The 14193-nt window shown below is 66.1% G+C and carries 15 protein-coding genes; 3 read left to right on the top strand and 12 right to left on the bottom strand.

Going from position 1 to position 14193, the window contains the following annotated elements; all coding sequences use genetic code 11:
• Positions 1–167: 167 nt before the first annotated feature.
• On the bottom strand, positions 168–587 hold the full coding sequence (locus ACF8LI_RS22450) for a hypothetical protein (RefSeq protein WP_392414158.1): 420 nt from the start codon (positions 585–587) through the stop codon (positions 168–170).
• Positions 588–849: 262 nt separating this feature from the next.
• Between ACF8LI_RS22450 and ACF8LI_RS22445 the strand changes: the two genes are divergently transcribed.
• Positions 850–1227, top strand: coding sequence for a hypothetical protein (locus tag ACF8LI_RS22445; protein ID WP_392414157.1), 378 nt, complete (start codon positions 850–852; stop codon positions 1225–1227).
• A 110-nt stretch (positions 1228–1337) separates the two neighbouring features.
• Here ACF8LI_RS22445 and ACF8LI_RS22440 read toward each other — a convergent pair whose 3' ends face one another.
• The 9 genes from ACF8LI_RS22440 to ACF8LI_RS22400 form a co-directional block, all read right to left on the bottom strand.
• Positions 1338–1883, bottom strand: a complete 546-nt coding sequence (locus ACF8LI_RS22440) for a PepSY domain-containing protein (protein WP_392414156.1) — start codon at positions 1881–1883, stop codon at positions 1338–1340.
• A 142-nt stretch (positions 1884–2025) separates the two neighbouring features.
• Positions 2026–3237: a tryptophan synthase subunit beta gene (trpB, locus tag ACF8LI_RS22435; RefSeq protein WP_047327801.1), complete on the bottom strand. Its 1212-nt coding sequence runs from the start codon at positions 3235–3237 to the stop codon at positions 2026–2028.
• Positions 3238–3689: 452 nt separating this feature from the next.
• Positions 3690–4586 (bottom strand): 3-hydroxyisobutyrate dehydrogenase, encoded by an 897-nt coding sequence (mmsB, locus tag ACF8LI_RS22430; protein WP_016446001.1) that lies wholly within the window; start codon positions 4584–4586, stop codon positions 3690–3692.
• 37 nt (positions 4587–4623) lie between these two features.
• The gene (locus ACF8LI_RS22425) at positions 4624–5103 is read right to left on the bottom strand and encodes a DUF488 domain-containing protein (protein WP_392414155.1); all 480 of its coding nucleotides are present in this window, start codon (positions 5101–5103) and stop codon (positions 4624–4626) included.
• Positions 5104–5125: 22 nt separating this feature from the next.
• The gene (locus ACF8LI_RS22420) at positions 5126–5590 is read right to left on the bottom strand and encodes a TfoX/Sxy family protein (protein WP_392414154.1); all 465 of its coding nucleotides are present in this window, start codon (positions 5588–5590) and stop codon (positions 5126–5128) included.
• Positions 5591–5613: 23 nt separating this feature from the next.
• Positions 5614–6780 (bottom strand): acyl-CoA dehydrogenase family protein, encoded by a 1167-nt coding sequence (locus ACF8LI_RS22415; protein ID WP_016446004.1) that lies wholly within the window; start codon positions 6778–6780, stop codon positions 5614–5616.
• 80 nt (positions 6781–6860) lie between these two features.
• Complete coding sequence (locus ACF8LI_RS22410; protein WP_392414153.1) at positions 6861–7262, bottom strand: lysozyme inhibitor LprI family protein; 402 nt, start codon at positions 7260–7262, stop codon at positions 6861–6863.
• A gap of 61 nt (positions 7263–7323) precedes the next feature.
• Positions 7324–8847 carry a CoA-acylating methylmalonate-semialdehyde dehydrogenase gene (locus ACF8LI_RS22405; RefSeq protein ID WP_012205523.1) on the bottom strand — a complete coding sequence of 508 codons (1524 nt, stop codon included), beginning with the start codon at positions 8845–8847 and terminating at the stop codon, positions 7324–7326.
• Between the two features lie 202 nt (positions 8848–9049).
• On the bottom strand, positions 9050–9598 hold the full coding sequence (locus ACF8LI_RS22400; RefSeq protein WP_016453474.1) for a MarR family winged helix-turn-helix transcriptional regulator: 549 nt from the start codon (positions 9596–9598) through the stop codon (positions 9050–9052).
• A 113-nt stretch (positions 9599–9711) separates the two neighbouring features.
• On the opposite strand from ACF8LI_RS22400, the gene ACF8LI_RS22395 reads away from it, so the two are divergent.
• Together ACF8LI_RS22395 and ACF8LI_RS22390 are read left to right on the top strand one after the other, a co-directional pair.
• Positions 9712–10692, top strand: coding sequence for a tripartite tricarboxylate transporter substrate binding protein (locus tag ACF8LI_RS22395; protein WP_016446007.1), 981 nt, complete (start codon positions 9712–9714; stop codon positions 10690–10692).
• Positions 10693–10742: 50 nt separating this feature from the next.
• Positions 10743–11981 (top strand): flavin-dependent oxidoreductase, encoded by a 1239-nt coding sequence (locus tag ACF8LI_RS22390; protein WP_043791955.1) that lies wholly within the window; start codon positions 10743–10745, stop codon positions 11979–11981.
• Positions 11982–12394: 413 nt separating this feature from the next.
• Here the strand turns inward: ACF8LI_RS22390 and ACF8LI_RS22385 are convergent, their stop codons facing one another.
• A complete protein-coding gene (locus ACF8LI_RS22385) occupies positions 12395–13432 on the bottom strand; it encodes a Bug family tripartite tricarboxylate transporter substrate binding protein (RefSeq protein WP_392414152.1) in 1038 nt (345 codons plus the stop codon).
• 116 nt (positions 13433–13548) lie between these two features.
• Positions 13549–14190, bottom strand: coding sequence for a maleylacetoacetate isomerase (gene maiA / locus ACF8LI_RS22380; RefSeq protein WP_392414151.1), 642 nt, complete (start codon positions 14188–14190; stop codon positions 13549–13551).
• Between the last annotated feature and the right edge of the window lie 3 nt (positions 14191–14193).

Below are 14193 nucleotides of genomic sequence, written 5' to 3'. Positions count from 1 at the left end.
GTGGATCGGTGGTGTTAGCCACTCTTTGTCGCCAAATGTTCTGTATGCGGATTGTTAAAAATCGCTGCCAATTTTTGAGCATAAGGTAAGTGATCCGCTACGCGGGCTGTTCATGCCGACACTGACGCTTGCCAGTGACTGCTCTTGGCCGAACTGTGTCACACACCTCAGGCGCTCGAACTACTCAGATGTCCGGCGGTCTCGTCATCCGCCACAGCCATCACAAAGGCCTGCATGGCAGCAACCTCGAAGCTCCCTTCGTTGGAGTCGGTTTCATGAGATGTGCCGCCAACCACGCGAACCAAGATGCCATCGGGCTGGTATTGGCCAAACTTTGCCCCGGGCTCGAACAGGCGGCTCACACCCCTGCAGACGGCCCTTCGGAACATCTCAGGTATCTGTTCTTGCGAGACTTCCCACCGGAACGAAAGGCCGTGGTCGAACGAGTGCTCTACGGTGAGCACTACATGACCAAACCGAGGGAAGCCCGCTTGGCGGATGAAACGCCCCTCTCCGGTCGTTGCACGTTGAACAAGCAGTTTCTTCGTCGCCTCGTAGTCCGTTCGTGGCCGGCAACAATCCTTCACTAGATACCGATTTCACTTCTTTCTAATCGCCTATTTACCTCACCAACCACATCCCCCGGCGCAACCCCCAACATCTTGCACTGCTTGAAGGCAGACCGAAGGCTTGGCCTCGTATCAGCTTCTGTCTTCCCTGCCTCTTTACAAAATTCCAACTACAGGTGGCAGACAGAGACTTGGTAAAGCCGGAAGCTTTACTGTCCGGTTCTCTCGCTTCCACTGCGTGCGGTGGCTCTGGGACCGGGACCCTCTCGACAGGACTCCAATGCCCCAGCCCACTCCCGCCACCACACCCCCACCCAAACTCGAAGACCTCGCCATAGACGCCGTCCTGCACATGGGCGCTGCGCTGGATGTGCTGGACCTGCACGCTCGCCACAAGGTCACGGCCATCAATTGCGTGTGCCGCGATCTGCTGCGCATCTATTACGTGAAGGCCGACCAGGCGCAGTCGCTGGAGCCTGAGGACAAGGAGTTGGTGGGCCTGCTGCACGACACGGCGGTGAACCTGGGCTATGCCATTGAGGTGGTGGAGCATCTCAATGGCGATGAGGCCGACGACCCCATTCTTTATGCCGTGAGCTATCTGCTCAGGGCGGCGAAGCGGTTTGCGGATGAGGGCGTGTCGGTGGCGTTGGCCTGAAGAGTGCGGCAGGCGCGGATGGCCTGCGGATATGGCGGGAGCGAGGCAAAAAAGTGCGCAAAAAAAAGCGCGCCCCATGCTGAAGCGCGCTGCCGGGTTGGGGCTGTGGGTCAGTCCTTCTTGGCCCGGATGACTTCGCCGCCCACGGCGTCGATCTTGACTTCCATGAGCGTGCCGTTGGCCTGCAGCACTTCGACCTGGTAGCTGGTCTGGCCCCAGTGGGAGTCCAGTTCCGCGCTGACGGGCGTGCCGGGGGTGTGGCGGGTGGCGGCCTGTATGGCCTGCTCAATGGTGGATTTGGCCTTTTCCAGGCGCTGGCGGTCCTTGCGCTTGGCGGCGCCGTCGTTCTTGTGCTGGGAGGCCTGGCCGGTGATGGCGTTGACCCAGACTTCCACGCTGTCGCCGGCCGGGGTAATGACTTCGATTTCGTAGCGCGGGCCCATGCCGTCGCCGTCGTCCAGCTGGGCTTCGATGGCCTTGCCGGGCACGGCCTGGGTGGCGCGGGTGATGGCCTGCTCCAGCGGGATCTTGGCCTGGCTGGTGATGGTCTGCCATTCGGCCACCGACTTGGCGGCGGCGGGCAGGGCGGCGGTGGCGCAGGTCAGGGCCAGGGCGATGGAGAGGGCGGCAGTGCGTGCGAACGGGGCAGGCTTCATGGGTGTGGCTCCTTCCGGGAATGGGGTTGGACAAGACAACGGTCGGGGCCATTGTCTCCACCGTCCCGGAGAGCGGTTGTCGGAGAGGGCGCCCTTTGCCCCCTCCGGCGTGCTGCGGTTTGATCCAGCGCAAGCTCTGCGTTCAGAGGCCCAGCACCTTGGCCACGTAGTCGGCGTCCTTGTCGCCCCGGCCCGAGAGGTTGATGAGGATGTGCTGGTCCTTGGGCAGGCCGGGCGCCACGCGCATGGCCCAGGCCACGGCGTGGGCGCTTTCCAGCGCGGGGATGATGCCTTCCACGCGCGACAGCTGCATGAAGGCGTCCAGGCATTCCTTGTCGGTGACGGATTCGTACTGCACGCGGCCCAGGTCCTTGAGGTAGCTGTGCTGCGGGCCCACGCCCGGATAGTCCAGGCCCGAGGCAATGCTGTGCACGGCAGCCGGCGTGCCGTCTGCGTTTTCCAGCACGTAGCACTTCATGCCGTGGATTTCGCCGGGCTTGCCCATGCTGAGGGTGGCCGCGTGGCGGCCGGGCTTGTCCGTGCCTTCGCCCGAGGGCTCCACTCCGACGAGCTTGACCGAGGCATCGCCCAGGAAGGCCGTGAAGATGCCCATGGCGTTGGAGCCGCCGCCCACGCAGGCTGCCACATGGTCGGGCAGCTTGCCGTGTTTGGCCTGAAACTGCTCGCGCGCCTCGCGGCCAATGATGCTCTGGAAGTCGCGCACCATCATCGGGAACGGGTGGGGGCCGACCACGGAGCCGATGGCGTAGATGTAGTCCGTGGGGTTGGTGAGGTATTCCTCGAAGGCGCTGTCCACGGCCTCCTTGAGCGTGGCCGCGCCGCGCGTGACGGGCACGAGCTTGCAGCCCAGGATGCGCATCTTGGTGACGTTGGGGTGTTCCTTCTCGATGTCCACCTGGCCCATGTGGATCTCGCAGGGAATGCCCACCAGCGCGCAGGCCGTGGCCAGGGCCACGCCGTGCTGGCCGGCGCCGGTTTCTGCGATGACCTTCTTCTTGCCCATGAACTTGGCCAGCAGGGCCTCGCCCAGGCAGTGGTTGATCTTGTGGGCGCCGGTGTGGTTGAGGTCTTCGCGCTTGAGGTGGATCTGTGCGCCGCCGAGCTGCTCCGACAGGCGCCGCGCGTGGAAGATGGGGCTGGGGCGGCCCACGTAGTCGGCGAAGAGCTGGGCCAGTTCCTGCTGGAAGTCTTGGCGTTTGGTGATTTCGGCGTAGGCGGTGTTGATGTCGTCCATGGCCTGCTTGAGGTGGGGCGGGACCAACTGGCCGCCGTAGGGGCCGAAGTAGCCTTCTGCTGTGGGCATGGGGGAGAAGGTGGGGGGTGTAGTGGTCATGGTTGCTTGTGTTCGTTGTGATGGATGACGCTCTGGCGATTCAGGGTAGCCGTGGCAGCTTACGCAGGGCTGTTGGGGGTGGCCGAGAGAGAAAACCCCGGTTGGATTGACCGGGGTTTCTGGTTTTTGGCCCTGCCGGGTGGTTGTTTTTCGAGGCCGGGTTTCGGCCCGGCAGCCGACTGCCCTTTCTTGATTCGCCAAGAAAGGTCAGATCAAAGAAGGCGACCCGAATGCCCGCGACCCCTTCGCTGCGCTGCGGGGCAACCTGCGTCAGGCCGCCTGCGGGGTTCGCCGTGAAACTCGTTGCGCGCTGCGCGCTTCACTCAAACATCACGGCGAGTCAGTTGACGAGGCAGTCCTGTCCTGCGGCAGGACTGCAACCCCGCAGGCGGCCCGACGCAGGCGCGGGCATACGGGATTGGGGGCGGGGAGATGGGGCGGGGCCGGGGGCGTCAGCCGTTCTTTTGCAGGGAGCGGATGACGCTGGAGAAGTCCAGGGCGCCGTTGCCGGCGATGGAGTGCATGGCGTACATGGCGCGGGCCATGCCGCCCAGGGGCGTGGAGGCCTTGACTGCCATGGCGTTTTCCTGGGCCAGGCCCAGGTCCTTGAGCATGAGGTCGGTGCCGAAGCCGCCTGCGTAGTTCTTGGAGGCGGGGGCGTTTTCGTGGACGCCGGGGAAGGGGTTGTATTTTTCCAGGGCCCAGTTGCCGCCCGAGCTGCGGCGCATGATTTCGCTGAGGACCTTGGGGTCCAGGCCGTTGGCCACGCCCAGGGCGATGGCTTCGCTGGTGCCGATCATGAGGATGCCCAGCAGCATGTTGTTGCAGATCTTGGCGGTCTGGCCCGCGCCCACGGCGCCGGCGTGGAAGATGTTGGCGCCCATTTTTTCGAGCAGGGGGCGGGCGCGCTCCAGGTCGGCGTCGCTGCCGCCGACCATGAAGGTGAGGGTGCCAGCAATGGCGCCGCCCGTGCCGCCGGAGACGGGGGCGTCGATGAAGGCAATGCCTGCGGCTTCGGCGGCCTTGGCGACCTTTTGGCTGGTGGCGGCGGCGATGGTGGAGCTGTCGATGATGAGCGCGCCCTTGGCAATGCGCTGCAGCAGGCCGGCCGCGCCGTCACGGCCGAGGAAGAGGCCTTCCACATGCTGGCTGGCGGGCAGCATGGAGACCACGGCTTCTGCGCCCTGCACGGCGTCTTCGGCGCTGGCGGCAATGCTCACGCCCTCTGCAGCGACTTTGGCGCAGGCGTCTTTGGAGAGGTCGAAGGCCTTGACCGTGTGGCCGGCCTTGTGCAGGTTGATGGCCATGGGGCCGCCCATGTTGCCGAGTCCGATGAATGCGATCTGCATGTGCTTGTCTCCTGTGTTGTGAAGCTTGTGGTGTGTCTCAGTGGACCGTGTCGTCGGTGTAGTTTTCGCCGGGGTCCATGTCGCCGGTGTCCTTGTCACCGTTCGCAATGTCGGCGCCGCGTTCCTTGAGCAGGGAGCGCAGGATGCCGCGGTGGCAGCGCGCCTCCTGCTCGCAGTAGCAGTCGATGGCGAAGGCGCTGTGCTGCGAGAGGGCGGCCAGCAGGTCCAGGGTGCGGCTGGCGGCGGGTTCGGCCATTTCCTTGCGGAATTTGCGCACGAATTGCTGCCAGAGCTTGTCGGCCTCGGCCTGCTGGCCGTGGTCCTGCAGCCGGTGCGATTCGAGCGCGGTGTGCATGGTGTCGGGCTGGGGCGAGAGTTCGGGGTACCAGACGTCGTAGTAGTCGCGGCTGGCGAATTCGGCCTTGGGCACGCCGCGCGGCGGGCGGCGCACGGTGCCTATGCGCAGGCCTTCATCGGCGTGGCGGGGGGTGCCTAGCTGGACGATGCGGATGGGCATGGGGCTCTCCTGCAAAGGGGGCTTATTCGTCGCCGAAGATGGGGTGCTTGCGTGTGCGGCGCCCGGCCGGGGCGGGGAGCGCCGGCGGTGTCTTTGCTTCGGCGGGCGCGGGTTCGCTGGCCTGGGCCTTGCGCTTTTTCGGGGGCGTGGCCTTGGCGTGGGGGTTGAAGGCCAGGGCCTGGGCAATCCAGTACTGCCACTGCTGGCGCGTGGCGTAGGCGGCGGGGCCGATGAAGAAGTAGCCGTCCATCTGGCCCTTGGATGAGAGCGGGCGCAGGCCCGGCGTCTCGGCCACGGCCGCGTGCTGCGAGGGCGGCAGGCGCACCAGCAGTTCGTCGTCTTCCACGCCCAGGCACAGCTTGCCGTTGACCATGAAGACATGGCAGCCGAACATGCGCTTTTCCTGCACGTCGTCGCAGCCGGCCAGGGCTTCGCGCACGGCGTCTATGAGGTGCAGCGTGGTGTCGGAGAGCGGGCGGGCGGGCATGGCGCGGGCTGGATGTGGATGAGTCAGCGGATCATGTCCGGCGCATCGCCTTCCAGCATGCGCCGCGCGATGATGACGCGCATGATTTCGTTCGTGCCTTCGAGGATCTGGTGCACTCGGGCATCGCGCATGAGGCGCTCCAGCGGGTATTCGCGGATGTAGCCGTAGCCGCCGTGCAGTTGCAGGGCTTCGTTGCAGACCATGAAGCCGGCATCGGTGGCAAAGCGCTTGGCCATGGCGCAGTAGGTGGAAGCGTCGCGCGCGCCGGCATCGAGCTTGGAGGCGGCCAGGCGCACCATCTGGCGCGCGGCCACGAGTTCGGTGGCCATGTCGGCCAGCTTGAACTGCAGGGCCTGGAAGCTGGCAATCGGCTTGCCGAACTGCTTGCGCTCGTGCATGTACTGCTGGGCCTGGGTGAGCGCGCCCTGGGCGGCGCCCACGGAGCAGGTGGCGATGTTGATGCGCCCGCCGTCCAGGCCCTTCATGGCGATCTTGAAGCCTTCGCCCTCGCGGCCCAGCAGGTTCTGGGCGGGAATGCGCACGTTGTCGAAGCTGATGACGCGCGTGGGCTGGCTGTTCCAGCCCATTTTTTCTTCCTTCTTGCCGTAGCTGATGCCGGGCAGGTCGGCGGGCACGGCAAAGGCGGAGATGCCGCTGGCGCCCGAGCCTGCGTCGCCCGTTCTGGCCATCAGCACCAGCATGTCGGTGCTGCCCGCGCCGCTGATGAAGGCCTTGGCGCCGTTGATGATGTATTCATGGCCCGCCAGTTCGGCCCGGGTCTTGAGCGAGCCGGCGTCCGAGCCCGCGCCGGGCTCGGTCAGGCAGTAGCTGGCCAGCTTGCGGCCGCTGGTCAGGGCCTCGCCCCATTCGGCGCGCACGGCGTCGGTGGCCCAGGTGCCCAGCATCCAGGTGGCCATGTTGTGGATGGTGATGAAGGCGGTGGTGGAGGGATCGACGGCGGCCAGTTCCTCGAAGACCATGGTGGCATCCAGGCGCGGCAGTTGCAGGCCGCCTGCGTTCTCGGGCGCGTACAGGCCGCAAAAGCCCAGTTCGCCCGCCTTGGCGATGGCCTCGCGCGGGAAGATGGATTCACGGTCCCAGTGCGCGGCATGGGGCGCGAGTTCGGCCTGGGCAAAGGCGCGGGCCGATTCGGCAAAGGCGCGCTGGTCGTCGTTGAGTTCGAAGTCCATGGCTGGCTTGTCTCCTGCGTTGGGCTCTGGGGCCCTTGTTGTTCTGGGGGGGCTTTCGATGGCTGTGGGTGCTGCGGCGGTCAGTGCTGCAGCCAGCGCTCCAGCGCCTGCATGCGCTCCTGTGTCGCGGCCGTGAGGCAGTCGTGGTACAGGCGCGGGCCTTCGGGCTGGGTTTCGCTGTCGCGCGTGGCGGCCTTGCAGCGTGCCGTGCGGCCCTTGATCCAGCCGTTCTGGTCGTGGCGCAGGCCCGTGCGCTTGCCCTGGGGCAGTTGCTGCATGACGTCCAGGTAGCGGATGTTGAGCGCGGTGTCGGCCTCCTGGAAGGCCTGGACCGCGCAGGCATTGCGGCTGGCGGCGGCGGTGGAGGCCGGGTCGCAGGCTGCACCGGCCTGCGCGTGAAGGGTCAGGGGCAGGGTGGCCAGGGCGGTCAGCAAGGCGGCACCCAGGCCCCGGGAGAGGGAGGCGGTCATTGGAAAACGCATGCCGCCATCATCCCAGAGCCAGGGCCTGCCCCGGATCAATCCAGGCCCGCCCACCCATGCATCAGCGCAGGCTGATGGTGGTGTTCACGCCCTGGCTGGTGGTGCTGTCGTCGAACCAGCGCGCCGTGACGGTCTTGGTCTGCGTGTAGAACAGCACGACCTGCTTGCCGTAGGGGCCCAGGTCGCCCAGCTTGGAGGCGCGGCTGCCCGTGAAGGAGAACAGCGGAACCGGCACGGGAATCGGCACGTTGATGCCGACCTGGCCCACGTCGATGTCTTCCTGGAACTTGCGCGCCGCGGCGCCCGATTGCGTGAAGATGGCCGTGCCGTTGCCGTTGGGGTTGGCGTTGATGAACTCGATGGCCTCGTCCAGGCTGTCGGCAGCCGCCAGGCACAGCACGGGGCCGAAGATTTCCTGGTCATACACGCTCATGCCGGGCTTGACGCCGCTGAACACGGTGGGGCCGACGAAGTTGCCCTTGTCGTAGCCGGCCACCTGGGGCTTGCGGCCGTCCAGTTCCAGCTTGGCGCCGTCGGCCAGGCCGCGTTCGATCAGGCTTTCCACACGCGACAGCGCCGCGCAGGACACCAGCGGGCCCACGTCGGTGCCGGGCTCGGTGCCGCCGCTGACCTTGAGGGTCTTGGACTTTTCCACCAGCTCGGGAATCCACTTCTGCGCATCGCCCACCAGCACGGCCACCGACAGCGCCATGCAGCGCTGGCCTGCCGCGCCGAAGGCTGCGCCCAGCAGGGCGTTGAGCGTTTGCTCCTTGTTGGCGTCAGGCATGACGATGGCGTGGTTCTTGGCGCCCATCATGCATTGCACGCGCTTGCCGGCCAGGCTGGCGCGGTTGTAGACATGGGTGCCGACCTTGGTGGAGCCCACGAAGCTGATGGCCTTGATGTCGGGGTGGTCGCAAATGGCGTTGACCACGTCCTCGCCGCCGTGCACCACGTTGAGCACGCCGGGCGGAATGCCGGCTTCCAGGGCCAGCTCGCACAGGCGCATGGTGACCATGGGGTCCTGCTCGGAGGGCTTGAGCACGAAGGTGTTGCCCGTGGCAATGGCCATGGGGAACATCCACAGCGGAATCATGGCCGGGAAGTTGAAGGGGGTGATGCCCGCGCACACGCCCAGGGGCTGCAGCACGGAATAGGTGTCCACGCCGTTGGCCACGTTGTTGGCCAGCTCGCCCAGCTGCAGCGAGCCGATGTTGGCCGCATGCTCCACCACTTCCAGGCCGCGGAAGACATCGCCTTCCGCGTCAGGCAGGGTCTTGCCCTGTTCGGCGGTCAGCAGCGCGGCCAGCTCCTTCATGTTCTCGCGGATCAGCTGCTGCAGCTTCAGGAAGATGCGGGCGCGCTGGCCGATGGGGGTCTTGCGCCAGGTCTTGAAGGCTTCCTTGGCGTTGGCGACGGCGGCGTTGACCTCGTCGGGCGTGGCAAAGGGCACGCGGGCCAGCACTTCCTGCGTGGCCGGGTTGACCACATCGCGCCATTGGGTGCTTTGGGATTCGACCAGCTTGCCGTTGATCAGCAGCTTGACCGTGGGCGCCAAAACCTTGGCGGACGTGGATGCATTCATGGCTTGTCTCCTGTTGCGGCGGTGTCGGCCCGGCATGCCGTGCGCCGGGCGTTCATTGCATGGTAGCTGTGCGGTTTTTCGCAAGCAATGGAGATGTTTGCAGTATGCATGTGCGTTTTTGCACATCGGCAGGCCAACTCGGCCACGCCAAAAAACATGGCCTGCGGTGTTCGCAGGCCATGCGGGTTCAGGGCTTGAAGGCTCAGTCCGTACCGGTGGCCGGCAGGCGGTCGTCTGCAGCGGGGCTGGAGTGGTGTACGGCGCGGGCGGCGGGCTTGTGCAGCGGCTCCAGCTTCACGCGGGCGCTGGCGCCCAGGCCGGACTCCAGCTTGGTCAGCAGGCGCAAAAGCTCCTGCAGTTCCTCGTCTTCCAGCGGAGAGACCAGGCGGTGATAGGCCTGGTCCACCAGCGGCACGCTGGCGGCCAGCAGGGCCCGGCCCTTTTCGGTGAGCGTGAGCTGGTGCTGGCGGCGGTCACGCGTGCTCAGCGCGCGGTGCACGTACTCGCGCTCTTCCAGCCCGCGCACCAGGCGCAGCGTGGTCACCTTGTCGAAGCCCATGGCGCGCGCCAGGGAGCTTTGGTCGGAGCCGGGGGAGGCGTCGATCAGCACCAGGGCGCCGTACTGGGGCGGCGTCAGTCCCAGGGGGCGGCATTGCTCTTCAAAAATGCCGACCGAAATCTGGTGGGCGCGCCGCAGCAAAAAGCCAGGGCGCTGATATAGCGGCAGTGGTGCAGGCGTCATCGTGTCCATATGCGTCTAGTATTCTTGCAGAGATGTCCAGTATTCATTCGATTTCCACCAATTGTGCCCATTCTGGTGCATGATTACCATGCGTTTGCATGCTAACTACAAAAGAGGTCTACATGCGAAATTTTGTTGGCAGACGGCAATTTTTGAAGACAAGCGGATTGGGAGTATTGGGTTTACCCGTAGCAGGCGCCATCGCCAGCACCGAGAGTGTGCCTCTGAAATTGATTGTGCCTTTCACTCCGGGGACTGGAATCGACACGATTGCGCGAACGATCGGGCCTTTGCTGGCCAAGCGCCAGGGCCGGCCCGTGGTGGTGGAGAACAAGCCGGGCGCCTCTGGAAATATCGGAACCGAGGCCGTTGTGCGCTCGCCCGCCAATGGCCAGACGCTTTTGGTGACAGTGAATACCCTGGTGATGAACGCATCGCTGTATCCCAAATTGCCATTCAATCCGCTGACAGACCTCGAACCTGTAACGCTGACCAGCTGGGGACAGCTGATTTTGGTGACGCCCACGGCCTCCGCCTATCAGACGGCGGCCGATCTGGTGAAGGCCGCCAAGGCCTCGCCGGGCCGCATCAATTACGCATCGCCGGGAGTGGGCACTCCGCACCATATGGCGATGGAGCTTTTCAAGAGCACGGCGGGCGTATCGATCACGCACATCCCTTATCGCGGAACAGGGCCGGCGCTGACGGACCTGCTGGGCGGCCAGGTGGAATGCATGTTCCTGCCCATTCATGTGGCATTGACGCATGTGAAGGCCGGCAAGCTGCGCGCGCTGGGCATTGGCAGCCAGCGGCGCCACCCGCTGCTGCCCGATGTGCCCACGCTCAAGGAGGCCAAGGCGGGCGATGTGAACGTGGATATGTGGTACGGCGTGTTTGCGCCGGCCGGCATGCCGGCGGACCAGGTCGATGCCCTCAATCGCGAGATCCGCGCGATTTTGGCGTCGGAGGAAGTCCGGCATGCCTTCGCGCCCCAGGGCATGGATCCGGCCGGCAGCACGCCGGCCGAGTTCAAGGCCCTGGTGCAAAAGGACGCCCGGCGCTGGGCCGATCTGGTCAAGGCGCGGGGGATTACCGCCGAGTAGGCGGGGCGGGCGCCAACAGCGCCCCTGGAGAAAGCATGGAGAGTCAGCGGATGAAAGTAGCGATCGTGGGGGGCGGCATCGGAGGCCTGTGCCTGGCATTGGCCCTGCATCAAAGAGGCATTGCCTGCGAAGTCTTCGAGGCCGTGCCCGAGGTCCGCGAGATCGGCGCGGGCATTACCCTGCTGCCGCATGCCATGCGCGAACTCAGCGACCTGGGCCTGCAGCCGCAGCTGGAGGCGCTGGCGATCGAGAACCTGGAAAGCGTGTTCTTCAATCGCTATGGCCAGTTCGTCTACCGCGAGCCGCGCGGCCGCCATGCCGGCTATGAGCTGCCCGAGCTGGGCATCCACCGTGGCCGCCTGCACCGCGTTCTCTTCGAGGCTGCCGTGCAGCGCCTGGGCCCGGGCGCAGTGCACACGGGCCACCGCTGCGTGCGTGTGGACCAGTCGGCCCATGGCGCCACCGTGCATTTCGCGCCGGATGCCCAGGGCCATGTGCCGCCGTCGGCCACGGCCGACATCGTCGTGGCCTGCGATGGCGTCAACTCCGCCGTGCGGCGCCAGTTCTATCCGCAGGAGGAGCTGGCCTTCGGCGGCATCAACACCTGGCGCGGCGTCTCGCGCTTCAAGCCCATCCTCACGGGCAAGAGCTATCTGCGCATCGGCTCGGTCGATACCGGCAAGATGGTGATCTATCCCATCGAGGACAACGTCGACGGCCAGGGCATGCAGCGCATCAACTGGGTGGCCGAGATCCGCGACCCGCAGATGCGCATGAATGACTGGAATCGCGCCGGGCGCATGGAGGATGTGCTGGAGATTTTCGGCGGCTGGACCTTCGACTGGCTGGATGTGCCGGCCCTGATCCGCTCGGCCGAGACCATCTTCGAGTACCCCATGGTGGACAAGGACCCCGTGGACCAGTGGAGCTTCGGCCGCGTGACCCTGCTGGGCGATGCGGCCCACCCCATGTATCCGCGTGGCTCCAACGGCTCGGCCCAGGCCATGCGCGATGCGCGCGTGCTGGCCGACCTGCTGGCCGCCGACCCGCAAGGCGACCCGCTGGCGCTGCTGGCCGCCTATGAGGCCAGCCGCCTGCCCGCCACCAGCCAGGTGGTGCTGACCAACCGCTCCACGCCGCCCGACTTCATCATCATGAAGGCCGACGAGCTCAGCGGCGGCCAGCCCTTCGGCCATATCGACGAGCTGATCAGCCAGGACGAGCTGCGTGCCATTGCCCGCCATTACGAGCAGGTGGCGGGGTTTGCGAATCCGCAGTCGCAAGGGTGAAGTGGTTGGGCAATGAGCTGGCTTGGCAGGTATTCAGTATTGCATCCCGACTTTTTTTGGGTCCCTGCCGGGCGGTTGTTTTTCGAGGCCGGGTTTCGGCCCGGCGGCCGACCTCCTTTCTTGTCGCGCGACAAGAAAGGAGGCAAAGAAACGCGCCCAAATGCCCGCGTCCCCTTCGCTTCGCTACGGGGCAACCTGCGTCGTGGCGGTCTCGGGGTTCGCCGTGAAACTCACTTCGCGCTGCGCGCTACGTTCAGACAATCACGGCGAGTCAGTTGACGAAGCAGTCCTGTCCTTCGGCAGGACTGCAACCCCGCAACCGCCACGACGCAGGCGCGGGCATATGGGGAGGAGGGGCCGGGGTGCGGGGGCGACAGGGCGCTACGCCCCGTTGCCTTGTCTATTCGGTGCTCTCAATCCAGGCTGATATTCGCCTTCTGGATCAGCAGCTTGTACTGGTCCGCCTTGGTCCTGGCGAATTTCTCCATCTCCGGCACTTCCCAGGTGATGGGCTGGAAGGCGAAGGTGGCGAATTTCTCGCGCACCTGCGGGTCCTGCAGCACAGCGACCACGTCGGCGTGGATCTTGTCGCGCAGGGTGGCGTCCACGCCCTTGGGTGCCAGCAGGGAGACGAAGGAGTTCACGATCAGCTCGGCGGGGCCACCCGATTCGGCCACGGTGGGCACGTCGGGCATCTGGGCGATGCGCTGGGGCGCGGCCACGGCCAAGTAGCGGATCTTGCCGGATTTGTAGATGCCCTGGCTGGAGGGAATGCTGGCAAAGCTCCAGGCCGGATCGCCATTGGCCACCGAGGTGTAGAGCTGGCTGACCTCGCGGTAGGGAACGTGGGTCATCTTGCTGCCGGTCAGGAAGTCCAGCCATTCGCCGCCCAGGTGGCCGGGGCTGCCCACGCCCCAGGAGCCGTAGCTGACCTTGCCGGGCTCGGACTTGGCCGCCTTGATCAGGTCGCCCATGCTCTTCCAGGGCGAGTTCGTGGGCACGGCGACGAAGAAGGGCGTGAGGAACAGCGGCGCCACGGGGTCGAAGTGCTGCAGCGGATGGAAGTTGCGCTGCTTGTAGAGGTAAGGCAGGGCGGAGACATGTTCGCTGTCGAGCTGCAGCAGGGTGTAGCCGTCGGGCTTGGCGCGGCGTGCGGCTTCGATGGCGACAAAGCCGCCGCCGCCTGGGCGGTTGTCCACGGTCACGCCCTGCTTCCAGCGGGCGGAAAGCTTTTCGCCCACGATGCGCAGCACGGCGTCAGGGCCGCTGCCCACGGCAAAGGCCGTGATCACGGTGACGGGGCGCGTGGGAAAGCTGGCGGCGCTGCTGGAGCCTGCCTGTGCCCAGGCGCAATGCAGCGGGGCGATGGAGGCCAGCAGCAGGGCGGCGCCTGCGAGGGCCTTGCGGCGGGAGGGGGCGGTGCCGAGGCGGCTGGATGGGGATGCTTTCACAGTCTGTCTCCTGTTGGATCTGCTTTTTTCACTGCTTGCAATGCCCCGGTCCTTCTGGCGAGGACTCGGGGCGGGTTAGGGCTGCCGGCAAAGGTGCGGCGGGGTTCAGGCGAAGTTCAGCCGGCGTCAGGCTGGGCCAGGGGCGCGGCCTGCGCAAAGGCGGGCAGGGCCGCGCAGGCCCTGTCCACTGCGCTGATCAGCGGCCAGCGGTTCAGGTCCACGCCAAAGCGGCGTGCGCTTTCGATCTGGGGAACCAGGTAGACATCGGCCAGCGTGGGTGCGTGGCCGAAGCAGAAGTCGCCGCGCCGCGTGTCGCGGGCCAGCAGGGCCTCGATGGCGTCGAAGCCGTCGGCAATCCAGGTGGCGCACCAGACGTTGATGGCGGCTTCGTCCGCACCGAACTGGCGACGCAGGGTCTGCAGGATGCGGCGGTTGTTGATGGGATGCACGTCGCAGCCGACGATGGCGGCCAGCGCGCGCACCTGGGCGCGGTCCTCGGGGTCGGCGGGCAGCAGCGGCGGCTCGGGGTGGCGCTCCTCCAGCCATTCGATGATGGCCGGCGACTGGATCAGCGTGCGGCCATCGTCCAGTGTCAGCACCGGCACCAGGCCCTGCGGGTTGACCTGCTTGAACGGCGCCTGGGCCTGCTCGTCCACGCGCAGGTCCACGGGGAAGTAGTCAGCGCGCAGGCCCTTGAGGTTGAGCGCGATGCGCAGGCGGTGCGAGGTGCCGCTGCGGAAAAAGCTGTAGAGCTTCATGGT

The organism is Delftia sp. WSY_12 (assembly GCF_043104645.1).
In the GTDB taxonomy this organism is placed as follows: domain Bacteria; phylum Pseudomonadota; class Gammaproteobacteria; order Burkholderiales; family Burkholderiaceae_C; genus Comamonas; species Comamonas tsuruhatensis.
The sequence above is the reverse complement of the archived record's forward strand: the minus strand, read 5'-3'. Positions and strand labels throughout refer to the sequence as shown.